The sequence below is a fragment of the Microbispora hainanensis genome (assembly GCF_036186745.1).
Taxonomy (GTDB): Bacteria; Actinomycetota; Actinomycetes; order Streptosporangiales; family Streptosporangiaceae; genus Microbispora.
In genome coordinates this window covers 5042225-5058395 of the sequence record NZ_CP108086.1, presented here as the reverse complement: position 1 = coordinate 5058395, position 16171 = coordinate 5042225, and the positions used below count along the sequence as shown (strand labels likewise).

Sequence of the window (16171 nt, the reverse complement as noted above, 5' to 3'; positions counted from 1 at the left end):
CGGGCGCGCGGGATCGCCGGCGCGCAGCCGTTCGTCTCCGCTCACGACCGCCTCCCGCTCGCCTCGTCCGCGCTCGCCTTGTCCGCGCTCGCCTTGTCCGCACCCACTGGGACCGTCAGCTCGATCTCCGTTCCCGTACGCGACGAGGTGATGGCCACCGTGCCGCCGAGGTCGGCCACGCGGCCCCGGATCGAGCGGGCCACGCCCATGCGCCCCTCGCGGGCCGCCTGCTCCAACCGGCCCTCGGGGATGCCCGGCCCGTCGTCGCGTACGGTGACGACGACCGCGCCGTCGTCCTCCTCCGCGAGTATCCACGCGCGGGTGCCCTCGGGACAGTGCCGGGCGACGTTGTCGAGGGCCGCGCCGACGGCCGCCGCCGCCTCCCGCGCGCTCCCGGCCGGCAGCCGCAGCGGTGTCGCGGGCGCGGACACCGTCACCCCGGAGGTGCCGTACGGCCGCAGCAGCTCGCGCAGGTCGACATCGGATTCCGCCGCGCCGGTCCCCGTGGAACCAGGAGAGGTGTGGGCGAGGCGGCGGCGCTGCCACACCGGAGCATGGAGACCGGGCGGCGGGGCGGGATCCGGCTCCTCCGCCACGGGCGGGGCCTGCACCAGCGCCCGCAGCGCCGCCTCCTGCTCCCCCGCCAGCCTGCCCAGCTCGGCCGCCTCGCCGCCGATCTCCGCGCCCCTGCGCTGCACCAGGGCCAGCACCTGGAGCACTGAGTCGTGGATGCCGCGGGCGAGCCGCTCCCGCTCGCGGCCGGCCGCCTCGATCCGCGCGGCGCGCCGCATGCGCTCCTCGGCCTCCCGCGCGAGCCGGGCGACATGCCCGACGACCACTCCGGCCATGAACATGAGCACGGCGCCGTTCACCGGGATCGAGGCGAGATCGACCCCGTTGCCGCTGCGCAGCCACAGGTCGGCCGCCGACATGACCGCGGCGGCGACCGCACCTGCGCGGCGTCCCCGCGCCACGCCGTACGCCAGGACGGGGCCGGCCGCCCAGGTCGCCGTGATCGGGATCGCCCCGGCCAGCATGTCGTCGCGGCTCTGCGCGTACGGCGCGGCCAGCAGGCACGCCACCGTGACGACGAGGTCGGCGGCCAGCAGCGGCCCCCGCCGTGCGGAGGGAGGCGGGACGAGCATGACGACCGTCCAGACGGCCATCACGCCGACGACGGCCCAGGCCACGGCGGGACGGGCGTAGCCGCCCGCCCTGAGCACGAGCAGCGCCGCGTACGCGAGCGACGCCACGCGGAACACCGCGATCGCCCGCCAGAACGGTCCCTCGATGCCCATCGCGCGGCGACCTCTCCTGATCGAGCCGGGGAGGGCCGGGCCCTCCGCTCACATACTCGGGCAATCGCCGCGCCCGGGGGGCTCACTTCGCGTGATTCGGGGCCTTTCATGCGTACGGCTCCCGCGGGGCGACGCGGGAGCCGTACAGGATCGTGCGCGGGCCCGGGTGACGGGCCCGCACCGATCAGCCGAAGAAGACCTCGGCCTCCTCGTAGCGGGAGACCGGCACGGTCTTGAGCTCGGCGGTCGCCTCGGCGAGCTCGACGCGGACGATGTCGGTGCCGCGCAGCGCGACCATCTTGCCGTAGTCGCCTTCGTGCACCGCGTCGATCGCGCCCAGGCCGAAGCGGGTCGCGAGCACGCGGTCGTAGGCGGTCGGGGTGCCGCCGCGCTGGATGTGGCCGAGGACCGTGGTGCGGGCCTCCTTGCCGGTGCGCTTCTCGATCTCCTTGGCGAGGACCTCGCCGATGCCGCCGAGACGCACGTGGCCGAACGCGTCGAGCTCGCCCGCCTGCAGCGCCATCTGGCCCTCGAGCGGGTGGGCGCCCTCGGCGACGACGATGATCGGCGCGTAGCGGGTCTTGAACCGCGACTCGACGTAGGCGCAGACCTTCTCGATGTCGAACGGCTTCTCCGGGATGAGGATGACGTTGGCGCCGGCGGCCATGCCCGCGTGCAGCGCGATCCAGCCCGCGTGACGGCCCATGACCTCGCAGATCAGCGCGCGGTGGTGCGACTCGGCGGTGGTGTGCAGCCGGTCGATGGCCTCCATCGCGATGTTGACCGCGGTGTCGAAGCCGAAGGTGTAGTCGGTGGCGTTGAGGTCGTTGTCGATCGTCTTGGGCACGCCGACGACCTTCACATCGCGATCGAACAGCTGCTTGGCCACGCCCAGCGTGTCCTCACCGCCGATGGCGATGAGCGCGTCGACGCCCTGTGCGGCGAGGTTCTCCTTGATCCGCTCGACGCCGCCCTCGATCTTGATCGGGTTCGTGCGGGAGGAACCGAGAATGGTGCCGCCGCGCGGGAGGATGCCCCGGACGGCCTGGATGTCGAGCGGCATGGTGTCGCCCTCCAGAGGGCCACGCCAGCCGTCGCGGAATCCGACGAACTCGTGCCCGTACACGCCGACGCCCTTGCGGACGACGCCGCGGATCACCGCGTTCAGCCCGGGGCAGTCGCCGCCTCCGGTCAGGACTCCAATACGCATGACGGGTTCTTCCTCCATCTGGGATTACGCGTGGAATGGCGCGGCCGGCCCGACGCAGGCCCCGGCACTCCACCGCACCGCATTCTGCCTGAGCCTATCTCAATGGTCTAGACCAAAAGGAGAGGCTACGCCACCCGGCCGACCAGACCAACTCAGTCTCGCACGACGAGACCGCGCTCGTCGTGAGTGGCGTCTTCCCAACCGGCCGCTGCGGCTCTATCTTTGACTTCGTCAATCATTTCCTTGAGTTAGGCAAGGGAAAATGGACATCGTTTCCGAAGTCCGTGCGTTCAACCGCTTCTACACGTCCGTCATCGGCGTGCTCGGGTCGGGAATGCACGACACCCCCTACTCCCTGACCGAGGCGCGGGTGCTGTTCGAGCTCGGCACCAGGGACGCCGCCGACACCGCCGACGTCAGGGCAATGCTCGATCTCGACCCCGGCTACCTGAGCCGGATCCTCACCAGGTTCGAAGGCGACGGGCTCGTGTCCCGGGAGCGGTCGGCCGAGGACGCCCGCCGCCAGGTCGTACGGCTCACCCCCAAGGGCCGCGACACCTTCGCCCTGCTCGACCGGCGTTCGGCCGACGAGATCGAGACCCTCCTGGCCAAGCTGACCGATCCGGAACGCCGCCGGCTCGTCACCGCGATGGGCACCGTACGCAGCCTGCTGGAGCCCGGCGAGCGGCGCGAGCCGTACGTGATCAGGCCCCCGCGGGCGGGCGACCTCGGCTGGGTGGTGCACCGGCACGGGGCCCTCTACAGCGAGGAGTACGGCTGGGGCGCCGCGTTCGAGGCCCTGGTCGCGCGGATCGTCGCCGAGTACGTCGAGGACCAGGACCCCCGCCGGGAGGCGGCCTGGATCGCCGAGGTGCACGGCGAGCCGGTGGGATGCGTCTTCTGCCTGCGCAAAGGCGACACGACGGCCCAGCTCCGCCTGCTGCTGGTCGAGCCGTCCGCCCGCGGCATGGGCATCGGGCGGCGCCTGGTCGACGAGTGCCTGCGCTTCGCCGCGTCGGCCGGCTACAGCCGGATCGAGCTCTGGACCCGCGACGTGCTCGTCAGCGCCCGCCGGATCTACCAGGCCGCCGGGTTCGAGCTGGTGGAGCAGTATCCGAGCGAGGAGTCGGGCATCCCCGTCACCGACCAGATATGGGCCAAGGACCTGTGACCTTCCAGGTCGATCCAGGCGGCCTGTGACCCGCCCGGCCGATCTGGGCGGTCCGGGTGGTCCGGGCGGTCCGGGTGGTCCGGGCGGTCCCTATCATGATCTTCGTGCTGGGACCGGTGCGGCGGACCGTGAGAACGCCGAGACAGAGTGTCGCGCTCGCGGTTTGCGTGGCGGTGCTCGCGGGAGCGGGCGCGGCAGGGTGCGCGGGCGCTCATGTGCCCGCACGGCCCGCCGCCCCTGCAGCCGGGGCCACGACCGAGGTCACCGCCATGTCCGAAGCCGCGCACAGCGTGGTGCGGGTCCGGGGTTACGCCTCCTCCTGCCGGAAACCGCTGGAGGCGACCGGATTCGTCTACGCACCCGAGAGGGTCATGGTCAACGCGCACACCGTGGCAGGAGCGGACCGCGACCTGGAAGTCGTCCTCGGCGACGGGCTGCGGTTCGCCGCACAGGTGGTGGCCTTCGACCCGGAGGCCGACGCCGCCGTCCTGCGGGCGCCCGGGCTGACCGCCCGGCCGCTGCGGTTCACGCAAGCCTCGATCACCGCCGCCGTGGTCGTCGGCTACCACAAGGGCGCGACCGTCCCGGTCGAGCTGCCCGCCAAAGTACGGCCGGACCAGCCCGCCGAGTCGTACGACATTTACAACCGCGTGCGAGTCTCACTGCGGATCCATCGCTTCCAGGGTGCGGCCATCACACCCGGCATGTCGGGCGCTCCGCTGGTCTCCGACGGAGATCGGGTGGCGGGGATGGTCTTCGCGGCGGACACGGAGAAGGCCGACGTCGGCTACGCGCTCACGACGGCACAGTTCAGCGCGGTCGCCACGTCCGGCAGGAGGGCCACCACCGCCGTGCCGCACGACCCCTGCGACTGACATCCCTCGTACGCCGGGGGCTGCGGTCCGCCAGGCGAGTGGGCCGGATCGCGGCGGAGGGCCCGGCGATCCGTGTCGTCCGGCCTCGCCAGGCCATTGCCGGTTCAGGCCCGGAAGAGATCATGGAACGGCCCGCGGACCTCGACGGTCACGACGGCCGGGGCGGGCCGCCCGCTCCGGGACGGACGGCAGGAGAAGTAGAGCCGGTCGCCGTCGGGCGACATCGCGGGCCCCGTCACGGCCCAGCCGCCCGTGACACGCAGGAACGGCGCCGCCCGGTCACCGGCGACGAGGGTGAACCCGCCGTCAGCGCAGCCGCCCGGCGTCCCGGCCGTTTCGTGCAGCACGGTCAGACACTCGCGGGCGGCGTCGTACGCCCACACCCGGCCATCGCCCTCGGTGACGAACCGCACCAGGCCATCGGAAAAGTGGCAGTCGCCGCCGCCCGCGAACCTCCTGGCCCCTCTCACCTGCTCCCGCAGGGGCACATAGTGGGGCACATGGTCGGGGAGTGCCGGGATCGGCACCCGTTCCCACGTCACGGACTCCTCGCCGGGGTCGCCGGCCAGCACCTCCAGCACGCCCGTCGTGAGGTCGCCCCTGTCGTCCGGGCGGAACCGATACAGGCATCCGTCCGGCTCCCCCTCCGTGAGGTAGACGACGCCCCGGTCGGGATCACAGGCCACGCCGGCATGGGTGAACAGGCCCATCCCGAGCCGGGGCATGGGGGCGCGCCGGCCGTACGGGTCGCATTCGAAGACCCGGCCGTACGGCGTCCGCTCGCCCGAGATCCAGGTGTGCCATGGCGTGGCGGCGCCGGGCCCGCAGCGGTCGGCGCCGGACAGGATGCGATATCCGCCGCGCAGGGTCCCGTCCGGGGCGAAACGCAGCGCGGTCACGCCGCCGAGCAGCGGCAGCGCGCAGTTGGACACGTATATCCAGCCGTCCTCGTCGGGGAAGCAGCCGCCGTCGTCCGGGGCCGCGGGCCAGACGACTCCCCCGGCACGCTCTCCCGACCGCGCCACGACCCGGGCGGCGAAACCCGGCGGCAGGGCCCGCAGCACGTCCGCCGGGAACGGGTCATCCGGATCTCCCGGCCCGTACGACTCGTATGGCTCGTACGACTCTGGGCCGGGCGGCCCGTAGGACTTGTGCAGCTCGCGGTCGGGCGGCCCGTAGGACTCGTACGGCTCGTGACCGGGCGGCTCACCTCCGTCGCCAGGCCGTGCGAACGCCGCGCGCCACAACGATCCCGGCAGCGCCGAGAGCGCCACCGATCGGACGGAAGTTCCCTGCACCGCTGACCGCCTCCTCGCCCTGCCCCTGGTCATGCCGACCGCCCACCGATGGGCCTGCCGAGTCCCCGCACCCCCGGCCGGCTGGGCGTGCGGCGCGTGATGCGTGGTGCGTGGTGCGTGGAGCGTGGTGCGTGGAGCGTGGTGCCCGCCGGGCCCGGTTCGCCCGTCCAGGCTCAGGAGGGGCCGCACCCTCCTCCGTTCGCTCGTTCCGCGCGGGCCGTCCCTCGTTTCCCGCCTCGCGTTCTCCTGTCCCTCGGCGGCCCGTCGCACACGTCGCTGCACCCAGTCGATCCGTTTCGTGTGAACGGCGGGAGAAGCGGCGTTCCTCACCGAGACGAACTCTTCGAAAACCATGACGCCGCATGACGGAGGCGATATTGACAGTGTCATTATGACAGTGTCATCGTGGAGGCATGAGCGACACCTGGACGATCGGCGAACTGGCGGAGCGGGCGGCGGACCTGCTCAGCCAGGAGCGGCGCGTCCACGGCCGGGAGCCGGGCAGCGGCGGTGGTCCCGAGTCGGGCGCCAAGGGCCGGGAGCCGGGCAGCGGCGGTCCCGGGCCGCGAGCCGACGGCCCCCAGTCACGCGCCAACGGCCCCGAGCCCCGCCCGAACGGCCCTGAGCCGCGCGCCAACGGCAGAGTCCGCGAAGTGCCGAACGAACGGCTCATCCGCTGGTACACGACGATCGGGCTGCTCGACCCCCCGCTCGGCCGGCGCGGCCGGGTGGCCCTCTATGGCCGCCGTCACCTGCTCCAGCTCGTGGCCGTGAAGCGCCGCCAGGCGGAGGGCCGGTCCATCGCCGACATCCAGGCGGAACTGGCGGGCGCGACCGACGCCATGCTTATGCGCGTCGCCGGGCTCACCGAGCCGTTGCCAGGACCGGCGCCCCGGCCGCTCTCCCCGCCCGCTCCGCCTTCCCCGCCCCCTCCGCACCGCCCGGCGGTCCCGGCTCCGGTGAGCGCCGCGGACCGTCCTCCCGGCCCGCCGTCCCCTCCGGCACCACCGGCGCCCGGTTGGCACGGGGCGAGCTACGGGGCGAACCCGGAAACCGACGCCGAGCCCGCCATCCCGGACATCGCACGGCCTGCGGCCCGCGACCGCTTCTGGGCGCGCCCGGCCTCATCCGCCGCCACGGCCGGCTCAGGCCACTACCTGACCCCGAACAAAGACATCGCACACGGAGACACCCCCCACAGGAACTCCCCGCGCAGAGGCGCCACGCGCGGAGACGCCTTGCACGGGAACACCCCGCATGAGGACATCGCACGCGGGGACGCCGCGACTGTTGACGCCACACCCGCGAACACCGGGCCCACGGAAACCGGGCCCTTGAACGCCGGGCTCATGAACACGGGGCTCATGAGCACAGGGCCCATGAGCACAGGGCCCATGAGCACAGGGCCCATGAACGCCGCGCCCCTCGACGTCGTGCTTCCGGACCTCACGTTCTCGGAGGTCGCACTCCCGGACGTCGTGCACGGCGTGCGGCTCGCGCCCGGGGTGACGGTCCTGCTCGACCGGGCTCACCGGGTCCCGGACGGCCACGAGGTGGCGGCGCTGCGCCGGGCCGCGGCTCCACTTCTCGCGGCCCTCGCCGCGCTCGGCCTGGCCGGGCCGTTCGAGAGCGCCCGCGCCCCCCACGACGCCTCGGCACTCGATCCACATGCTTCCGACACGTCCGACCCGCTGGAGGGATGACGCCATGACCGTTCCCATCACACCTCTGCGGCCGGAGGAGTGCCGGCCCGTGCCGGACGCCGGGCTCGGAGCGCTGGAGACCGAGAAGGGCAACCTTCCCCTGGAGAGCGTGGACGTCACCGCCCACGTCACCGGACTGGTGGCGGGCGTCGAGGTCGTCCAGACCTTCCGCAATGCCTTCGACGTGTCGCTGGAGGCGACGTACGTCTTCCCGCTGCCGCCGCGGGCCGCGGTCACCGCCTTCCGGATGGAGGCGGACGACCGGGTCATCGAGGGCGTGCTCAAGGAGCGCGGGCAGGCGCGGGCCGACTACGACCGGGCGCTCTCCGAGGGGAGGCGTGCGGCGATCGCCGAGGAGGACCGGCCCGACGTGTTCACGATCAGGGTCGGCAACATCGTCCCCGGGGAGCGCGTGGTGGTCCGCCTCACGCTGAGCCAGCCGCTTCCCTACGAGGACGGCGCTGCCGAGTTCCGCTTCCCGCTGGTCGTGGCACCCCGCTACATCCCCGGGGCTCCGCTGTCCGGCCCGTCGGCGGGCGGCGGCGTGGCGCCCGACACCGACGCCGTGCCCGACGCATCCCGGATCACGCCGCCCGTCCTGCTTCCCGGCTTTCCCTATCCCGTACGGCTGTCGCTCGCGGCGACGATCGACCCCACCGGGCTCGACCTGCGTGAGGTCCGTTCCAGCCTGCACGAGGTCGATCGGGAGGGCGACACGATCAGGCTGCGGCCCGGCGAGCGGCTCGACCGTGACTTCATCCTGCGCCTGGCGTTCGACGCCTCCTCGTCACTCGCGCTCGTGCCGGACGACGCCGCCGACGCCACGGACGCCGGTTCGCCCGGCGACGAGGGCACGGCCCACGACGGCGGCACGGCCGACAGCAGCGGCACGGCTGACGGCAGCGGCGCCGCGAAGGGCACACCGGAGGACAGGGCACAGGGCACAGCGAAGGACCCGGCCAGGGACCCGGCTGACGCCGAGGGAACCTTCGTGCTGACCCTGCTGCCGCCGCCGGATGACGGCACCCGCACCGCGTCCCGTGACGTCGTCCTGCTGCTCGACCGATCCGGCAGCATGACGGGCTGGAAGATGGTGGCCGCACGGCGCGCCGCCGCCCGGATCGTCGACACGCTCACCCGGCATGACCGGTTCGCCGTGCTCTCGTTCGATTCGGTCGTGGAGCGGGCCTTCTCCGACGGCCTGGTGGAGGCTACCGACCGCAACCGATACCGCGCCGTCGAGCACCTGTCCCGGCTCGACGCACGCGGGGGCACGGAGATGCTCGCTCCCCTGGAGGAGGCCCTGCGGCTGCTCGATGACCACAACGCGCCCACCCACACCGCGCCCACCCACACCGCGCCCACCGGCAACATGCCGGGCCACAACATGCCAGGCCACACCGCGCCGACCCACACCGCGCCCGCCCCGGGGGCGGCCACCGGCACGGACCCCGGCCGGTCGGGTGGGGACGGCGGGTACGGCGGATCCGGCCCGTCCCGCGAACAGGCACGCGACCGCGTGCTCGTCCTGGTGACCGACGGCCAGGTGGGCAACGAAGACCAGATCCTCGAACGCATCGGCTCCCGCCTGCACGGCATCCGGGTGCACACCGTGGGCATCGACAGGGCGGTGAACGCGGGGTTCCTCGGGCGGCTGGCCCTGGCCGGCTCGGGCCGGTGCGAGCTGGTCGAGTCGGAGGACCGGCTCGACGCGGCGATGGAGCACATCCACCGCCGCATCGGATCGCCGCTGGTGACGGACATCGCGCTGAAGGCGGAAGGCGTGGATCTCGTGGCGGACACCGTCACGCATGCCGGCTCGCTCTACCCCGGCGTCCCTCTGGTCGTGAGCGGACGTTACCGGGGGCGGCGGCCCGCCGGAGCCCTCACGGTGCAGGGCCGTACGGCCGACGGCCGCCCCTGGGAGGAGCGGATCGAGGGCCGTCCCGTCCGCAACCCGGCGGCCCGGGCCGTGTGGGCACGGGCATATCTGCGCGCCCTGGAAGACCGATACGCCATGGGCGACCACTCCCTCGAACGGCGGATCGTCGACGTCTCACTGCGTTTCGGCGTGCTGTGCCGGTTCACCGCCTTCGTGGCCGTCGACACCCGCGTCACCGGCGAAGGCGGCCCGGAGCACCGGGTGATCCAGCCGGTCGAACCGCCGAGCGGCTGGGAGATGCCGACCGCGATGCCGATGGTGGCACCCGCCGCTCCGATGATGGCGAGAATGGCCGCGTTCACCACGGCCCGCCCTGAGATGCCTTCCGCCGCGGCGGCTGAAGGGCCCATCGCGGCGGCTCCGCCGCCCGGCGCACCCCCGGCCGCACCGCCTGCCCCGCCTTACGCCGGCGCGCCCGCACCGGCTCGGAGACGGGGCGCCCGTGGGTTCTCCATCGGTCGTTTCCTTCCGCATCCCGGCGAAGGGTTCGCCCCTGTCACGGATTTCGAGGGCATCCGGCCGCTGCTGGCCGAGGAACTCGCGAAGCTGGGCGAGGCGGAGTCGCTGCCCGAGTGGGAGCGGCGGCGTTATCTCGCGGATCTCGCCAGTCGCCTGCGCGTCCTCGCGCAGATGGCAGGTGGTCACCCGGATCTCGCCGCACTCGCTGCCGACCTGGAGAGAGCCGAGTGGGCCGAGGTCTCACTCGACGACCTCTGGCGGCGGACGGTCGATCTGCTGACCATCCTGACCGGCGGGCCCGGCGTCGGCTCGACAGGCCCGACGTCCCCCGGGTCCACGACCCCTGGGCACGCGTTCCCGGGTCCCTTGGGTTCCCCGGGCTCCGCGCCCGGACCGAAGGAGGGCCGGCGTCCTTTCTGGAAGCGATCGTGAGACGCCATCCGGGAGAGGCCGCGACACGACAGGGCTGAAACGAGTGCGGCCGGGACGCCCGGCGAGGAAGCCGGGCCCCGGCCGCTTCGGGTTCCGCTGTAAGCGGAGCCCTTTACGAGGGTTCGGGTAGGCGAATGACATCGGACGGCGGGGTGGGTGCAGGACGCCGAGGCTCCCTCACCCCTCCCGTGTCAGGCCGATCGTCGCGTCCACCTGCGGGGACGGGAGACCGGCGGCGCAGCAACCGATTGAGAAGCCCTTTCAGCCCCATATGCCACCAACGCCTGAGATTGTCGATCGGTTCCTCACCGCGAGAGCCAGCCGCGTGCTCGCCGATCGCCGATCACTGGTCGCTGGTCGCTGGTCGCTGGTCGCTGGTCGCTGGTCGCTGGTCGCTGGTCGCTGGTCGCAGAAAGCGTGGCCGCCGGAGAGAACGCAGTCCAGCCTCTTGGTCCGAGATCGTTCCCGAATCGTTCCCGAGATCGTCCCGGCGATCGCGATTCCGGTACGGCCCTACCGGTCCTCCTTCGGCACTACCGGTCTGGCCACCGACGGAGGCCACCGAGGTGGGCTGTCTAGATGGGTGCACGCCGCTCAGACCGGTGGAGGCGGGTGAAGGCCGATGGAGGCTGCCGTGCCGGGGCCTCGCGCGGGCATTCCGGAGACGGCCGTATTGGTGATCGGCAGATCCGCCGACCGGGCCTGCGGTCCGATCGGCATGCGTCGCCGTCGCGGGGATGGTCCGCTCCGCGAGCCCGACCGAGCCGGCGCCGGTGACTGGCGGCACCCGCTTCGGGTAACGGTCACGAGGTTAGGCTTTCGAACATGCTCGAAGTGGATACGCAGGCGAGGTCCAAGCCCGCTCACCCGGTGCCGGAGGAGGGGCTGAGCATCGCCGAAGCCGCCCGCCGCACCGGTGTCAGCGTGCACACGTTGCGCTACTACGAACGCGCCGGTCTGGTCGTCTCCCCCGTCGGCCGCACCACCGGCGGCCAGCGGCGATATCACGGGGTCGACCTCAAGTGGATCGTCATCTGCACGAAAATGCGGGCCACCGGCATGCCCATCAAGGCCATCAGGCGCTACGCCCAGCTCGTCTCCGCAGGAGCCGGCAACGAGCAGGAACGGCTTGCCCTCCTCGAAGCCCACCGCGCGGAGGTGGCCGCCAAGCTCGCCGAAATACAGGAGAACCTCAGGCTCATCGACCACAAGATCGACGTGTACCGAGGTCGTCTCGCCGCCGGTGACGCCGATCAGCTGTGGGCACCCAGCCAGCCAGCGGACGCCCGCTGAGCCACTCCCCCACGTACGGCGGGCCTCCCGCGCCGCAGTAGAGCCGACCCCTGGGCGTGGACTTCGCGGGCGACCGGCGCGCTGTTGCCTGCAGGAGCGTGAGCTGTTCGGGTGTCGCGGCCTGTGCGGGCAGGAGAGCCGGTCGCTGCTCCGACTCGGCCGGGGAACCGGCAGTCGAGCCCGACTCGGCCTTCAGGCCGCGCCATACGGCCCCGCACCTCCACCACACACAGTGGACCCCGCGGCCTCCCACGCCGCATCACAGCCGACCCCGAGCCCGGCTCGGCCTTCAGGCCGCGCCATACGGCCCCGCGACTCCACCGCACACGGCGGACCTCGCGCACCATCTGCACGCGGCACAATGCCGCGCCTCGACCGGCTCGGCCGACCGGCCAGAGGCGTCCGAGACTCGGTCCGGCCGACGGTGAGGCCGCGACGCCGGTTCCCCGCGTGAGCACGTAGGGTTGCCCGGTATGAACCCAATCGTCCTCGACGGCGGTCTCGCCACGCACCTGGAGACACTCGGCTGTGACCTGAGCGACGACCTGTGGTCGGCACGGCTGCTCACCGACGATCCCAGCGTCATCCGTCAGGCGCACCTCGACTACTTCACGGCCGGAGCCGATGTCGCCACCACGGCGAGCTACCAGGCGAGCATCCCCGGGTTCGTACGGCACGGCCTCACCACCCAGGAGGCCCGCGACCTCATCCGGCTGTCGGTGACGCTTGCCGTACAGGCGAGGGACGAGGCCGGGCACGGGCTCGTCGCCGCGAGCGTGGGACCGTACGGCGCCTACCTGGCCAACGGCGCGGAGTACACCGGTGACTACGACCTGGACGAGGACGGCCTCACCGAGTGGCACCGGGAGCGGTTCGAAATCCTCGTCGGCGCGGGGGCCGACCTGCTGGCGTGCGAGACGATCCCCTCCCAGACCGAGGCGCGGGCGCTCGCGAGGCTCCTGCGCGAGACGCCGACCGTGAAGGCGTGGGTCACCTTCTCCTGCCGGGACGGCGAGCACATCAGTGACGGGACGCCGTTCGAGGAGTCGGCAGCGATCTTCGCGGACCTCCCGCAGGTGGTCGCCGTGGGCGTGAACTGCACCGCGCCGCGCTTCATCCCGGACCTGATCAAGCGCGGGGCCTCGATCGTCTACCCCAACTCGGGCGAGACGTGGGACGCCGCTAACCGGCGCTGGCTGGGGCTCGCCGATCCCGTCGAGTTCGGCAGGGCGGCGGCCGGGTGGGCCTCGCTCGGCGCCCATTATGTGGGCGGCTGCTGCCGCACCACCCCGGCCCACATCCGCGAGATCCGCGCCCAGCTCGCCTGAGCATGCTCCCACGCCACATGTGAGAGGCGAGACGCGCGAGAGCTCCACGCGAGAGGCGAGACCCGCACAAGAGATCCGCGCGCGAGACCGGCTCGCCACGTGAGAGCTGCACGACAGACCTGCACGCGTTGCCACGCCGGCGGCGGACCGCCCGTTCGTGGGGCGTATCCCGCCGCCGGCTGCGTGCTCGGTCAGCCCATGGCGGCCGGGCCGTCGGTGCTCCGGGCGGCGAGCGGGATCTCCTTGAGGAAGAAGGCCACGACCAGCGCGAGGGCGACGAAGGGCAGGCTGGCGAGGAACACGTCGTCGATCGCGCTGGTGAACGCGACCAGCACGTGATCCTTGACCGGCTGCGGCAACTGCTGGATCGCCTGCACGTTGTTGGCGTCCACGTGCCCCGGCGGCATCCTGCCACCGAACTCCACGGTCAGGTAGTGGGTGAGCCGGTTGGTGAGGACCGCGCCCATGATCGCCGTGCCGATGGCGGCGCCCATCATCCGGAAGAACGTCGTGGAGCTCGTCGCCACGCCCATGTCGGCGCGCTCCACCGCGTTCTGGATGGCCGTGACGATCGTCTGCATGGTGAACCCGAGCCCTGCGCCGAAGAGGTAGGCGTAGACCGCCACCTGCCAGTACGGCGTGTCCACCTTGATCGTGGACAGCAGCCACATGGCCACCAGGAGGACCGCCCCGCCCAGGATCGGGAAGATCTTGTATCGGCCGGTCCGGCTCATGATCTGGCCGGAGGTGATGGACGTGGAGAAGATGCCGAAGACCGCGGGCAGCAGCGCCAGGCCGGACACGGTCGGCGACATGCCCTGGACGGCCTGGAGGTAGACCGGCAGGAAGATCATGCCGCCGAACATCGCCAGGCCCGCGAGGAAGCTGAAGGCGTTGCCCACGCTGAAGATCTTGTTGCGGAACAACCGCATCGGCAGGATCGGCTCGGCCGCCCGCAGTTCGACGAACACGAACAGCGCCGCGAACCCCACGAATCCGGTCAGCAGGGCCAGCGAGCCGGGAGCCGTCCAGCCGATGTCGCCGCCCGCCCAGTCGAGGTAGAGCAGGAAGCACGACACCCCGGCCACGATCAGCGCCGCGCCCAGGTAGTCGATGCGGTGGCTGCGCCGGGTGAAGGGGATCCGCAGCGCCATCGAGGTGACGACGAGCGAGATAAGCCCGATCGGCAGGTTGATCCAGAAGATCCACCGCCAGCCGGGGCCGTCGGTGAAGAAGCCGCCGAGCAGCGGCCCGGCGACGCTGGAGGTGCCCCACACGGCGCCGAAGTAGCCCTGGTATCGGCCGCGTTCACGCGGCGGGATGACGTCGCCGATGATGCTGAACGCCAAGGCCATCAGCCCGCCGCCGCCCAGGCCCTGGATCGCCCGGAAGCCGATGAGCTGACCGATGTTCTGGCTCAGCCCGGCCAGCACTGAGCCGAGCAGGAAAATGCCGATGGCGGCCTGGAAGATCGTCCGCCTGCCGTACAGATCGGAGATCTTGCCCCACAGCGGGGTCGCCGCGGTCGAGGTGAGCAGGTAGGCGGTGACCACCCACGACAACTTGTCGAGGCCGCCGAGCTCGCTGACGATGCGCGGCAGGGCCGTGCCGACGATGCTCTGGTCGAGGGCGGCCAGCAGCATTCCGGCCGCAACTCCGGAGAGCACGACCAGGATCTGACGGTGCGGCAGATATCCCGTCTCGGCCTGCTGCTTCTCGCGGACGCTCATGCCGGGCACCCGCACGCGGCGACCCGAATCCGCCGCCCGCGACCGGCGGCCCGGACACGGCGCCCACAGGCGGCGACCCGGGATGTGGCTTCGCGGACGGCGTCTCCGGCGCGGCGCCCGCGAGCGGCGCGCCGCGCCCTGTCCCCGGCCGCGCACCCCGCTGTGTACCAGGCCGTATCCCCGTCTGTGTACCAGGCCGTGTTCCCGTCCGCGTGCCGGGCCGTGGTTTCGCGGGGTACGGCGGACCCGCTCGCCGGGATCATGGACGGGCCGTCCAATCCGTCACCCGCGCCGTCACCCGCTCCGTGCCTCGCGGCGCCGGGCTCGGCCCATGTGCGGTGCCTGCGTGCTGGCATGCTCCTACGCCTTCCGATCCGAACGTGTCTGAACGTCCCAAGGTGCGCGGCGAACACCGCAACGTTACCCGTCCGGTCCGGAAGTATTAGGAATTCTCGCGAGCTGCCCGGGTCGTTTCCGTCTTGGCCGCCGCCGCGTACCTGTCGGACGTACTCCTGGGCCGGGAAGCTCCGTCAGCGTGGACATCAGCGTGCGGGAGAACCGGCGGCAGGCGGCCTGCGGAGTCGGCCGCAGGCCGCCCGCCGGGACCGGTTCCATCCGCGTTCGCCGTACGGCTTCACCAGCGCAGCGGCCCGTTGATGTCGAAGTAGCCGCCGGTCGGACCGTCGGGGCCGATCTCCGCCATCCGGACGATGATCTCGGCCGCCTCTTCGACGGTCTGCGTGCCCGTGTTGCCGTTCAGGTCCGTCTTGGTGAAGCCGGGCTCGACGGCGTTGATCCGCATCTGCGGGAACGCCTTGGCGTACTGCACGGTGAGCATGTTGACCGCGGTCTTCGACGCCGGGTAGGCGAGGCCCGGGTAGAAGTGCGCGTGGTGGGCGGGGTCGGACAGGGCGGTCAGCGAGGCCAGGCCGCTGCTGACGTTGACCACGACCGGCGCGGCCGAGCGCTTGAGCAGCGGCAGGAACGCGTGGGTGACGCGGACCAGGCCGAAGACGTTCGTCTCGAAGACGGCGCGCACCTGGTCGGCGGTCGTGGACTCGGGGGCGGGAATGGCGTTGCCCTCGACGCGGGGCTCGACACCCGCGTTGTTGATCAGCACGTCGAGCCCGCCGTCCGCCTCGATGGTCTTGGCCGCCGCCTCGACCGTGGCGTCATCGGTGACGTCGAGAAGGACGAACCGCGCGCCCAGCTCCTGCGCGGCCCGGCGGCCGCGCTCGGCGTTGCGCGCGCCCACGTACACGGTGTGACCCGCGGCGACGAGCCGGCGGGCGGTCTCGCGGCCGATGCCCTTGTTCGCTCCGGTGATCAGTGTTGTCGTCATGCCTCCACTCTCCGGAACGGCGCGGTGGGCAGCCAGATGTCCCTGCTTCCTGGGACTGCCGGTACCAGGCGCGGCGCCGGCCCAGGATGT

General features: G+C 72.2%; 11 protein-coding genes. 6 read left to right on the top strand and 5 right to left on the bottom strand.

Translation table 11 applies throughout. The features are described from left to right. Positions 1–41 precede the first annotated feature (41 nt). Complete coding sequence (gene macS / locus OHB01_RS23640) at positions 42–1298, bottom strand: MacS family sensor histidine kinase (RefSeq protein ID WP_328853998.1); 1257 nt, start codon at positions 1296–1298, stop codon at positions 42–44. A 184-nt stretch (positions 1299–1482) separates the two neighbouring features. Next, positions 1483–2508: a 6-phosphofructokinase gene (locus OHB01_RS23635; RefSeq protein WP_142644932.1), complete on the bottom strand. Its 1026-nt coding sequence runs from the start codon at positions 2506–2508 to the stop codon at positions 1483–1485. Positions 2509–2770: 262 nt separating this feature from the next. Between OHB01_RS23635 and OHB01_RS23630 the strand changes: the two genes are divergently transcribed. Both OHB01_RS23630 and OHB01_RS23625 read left to right on the top strand, forming a co-directional pair. Further along, complete coding sequence (locus OHB01_RS23630; RefSeq protein ID WP_142644931.1) at positions 2771–3679, top strand: bifunctional helix-turn-helix transcriptional regulator/GNAT family N-acetyltransferase; 909 nt, start codon at positions 2771–2773, stop codon at positions 3677–3679. A 104-nt stretch (positions 3680–3783) separates the two neighbouring features. Continuing rightward, on the top strand, positions 3784–4554 hold the full coding sequence (locus OHB01_RS23625; protein WP_328853997.1) for a trypsin-like peptidase domain-containing protein: 771 nt from the start codon (positions 3784–3786) through the stop codon (positions 4552–4554). 104 nt (positions 4555–4658) lie between these two features. On the opposite strand, the gene OHB01_RS23620 is transcribed toward OHB01_RS23625, so the two are convergent. Further along, positions 4659–5852: an alkaline phosphatase PhoX gene (locus tag OHB01_RS23620; RefSeq protein ID WP_328853996.1), complete on the bottom strand. Its 1194-nt coding sequence runs from the start codon at positions 5850–5852 to the stop codon at positions 4659–4661. Between the two features lie 413 nt (positions 5853–6265). Between OHB01_RS23620 and OHB01_RS23615 the strand changes: the two genes are divergently transcribed. From OHB01_RS23615 to mmuM, 4 genes are all read left to right on the top strand, one after another. Next, positions 6266–7555 carry a MerR family transcriptional regulator gene (locus OHB01_RS23615; RefSeq protein ID WP_328853995.1) on the top strand — a complete coding sequence of 430 codons (1290 nt, stop codon included), beginning with the start codon at positions 6266–6268 and terminating at the stop codon, positions 7553–7555. 4 nt (positions 7556–7559) lie between these two features. Next, positions 7560–10388, top strand: a complete 2829-nt coding sequence (locus tag OHB01_RS23610) for a VIT domain-containing protein (protein ID WP_328853994.1) — start codon at positions 7560–7562, stop codon at positions 10386–10388. An 825-nt stretch (positions 10389–11213) separates the two neighbouring features. After that, positions 11214–11681, top strand: a complete 468-nt coding sequence (locus tag OHB01_RS23605; protein WP_328853993.1) for a MerR family transcriptional regulator — start codon at positions 11214–11216, stop codon at positions 11679–11681. Positions 11682–12154: 473 nt separating this feature from the next. Continuing rightward, positions 12155–13009: a homocysteine S-methyltransferase gene (mmuM, locus tag OHB01_RS23600; protein ID WP_142644927.1), complete on the top strand. Its 855-nt coding sequence runs from the start codon at positions 12155–12157 to the stop codon at positions 13007–13009. 191 nt (positions 13010–13200) lie between these two features. Here the strand turns inward: mmuM and OHB01_RS23595 are convergent, their stop codons facing one another. Together OHB01_RS23595 and OHB01_RS23590 are read right to left on the bottom strand one after the other, a co-directional pair. Beyond that, positions 13201–14739 (bottom strand): MDR family MFS transporter, encoded by a 1539-nt coding sequence (locus tag OHB01_RS23595; protein ID WP_142644926.1) that lies wholly within the window; start codon positions 14737–14739, stop codon positions 13201–13203. Positions 14740–15373: 634 nt separating this feature from the next. Continuing rightward, the gene (locus OHB01_RS23590) at positions 15374–16081 is read right to left on the bottom strand and encodes an SDR family NAD(P)-dependent oxidoreductase (protein ID WP_142644925.1); all 708 of its coding nucleotides are present in this window, start codon (positions 16079–16081) and stop codon (positions 15374–15376) included. Positions 16082–16171: the final 90 nt, after the last annotated feature.